Consider the following 425-nt stretch of genomic DNA (forward strand, 5'->3'; position numbering starts at 1 on the left):
TGTAGTGGGCCTTCTTCGTCTCGACCAGCCAGGTGATGTTGGCCTTCACTGAGTGAAGGGCATCGAAGGTGACGACGGTGTCGGCGAGGTCGAGCGGTGCCAGCAGGGGTTTGAAGTGGCGCACTTCGTTGGTCTTCGCACCGACTTCGACCTGGGCAATTGTGGCGACGCGGTCGTGGGTGACCGCCGAGAGCAGGTGACGGCGCGGCGCGGCCAGGCGGGCTGAGCCCTTGAGGGCCTTGCCGTCCACGGCGATGATCTGCCGCGATCGGGCCTCGGGCATGTCCGCGGACGCGGTGATGCGGTGCCGGTCGGCCAGGTAGGCGCCCACAGCCTGGTCCAGGGCGTCGCCGTCAAGTGCCTGAAGGACGCGTCCGAGAGTGACCGGTTTGGGGCTGCGCCGCCAGCCGAGCAGGTGACGGCGT

Annotated in this window: 1 pseudogene; it reads right to left on the minus strand. The window is 68.2% G+C overall.

The window, feature by feature from the left end:
* A pseudogene (locus B9S61_RS43165) lies at positions 1-425 on the minus strand (ISAs1 family transposase); the annotation flags it as partial.

This window comes from Streptomyces sp. SM1 (genome assembly GCF_002910825.1).
Taxonomy (GTDB): domain Bacteria; phylum Actinomycetota; class Actinomycetes; order Streptomycetales; family Streptomycetaceae; genus Streptomyces; species Streptomyces okerensis.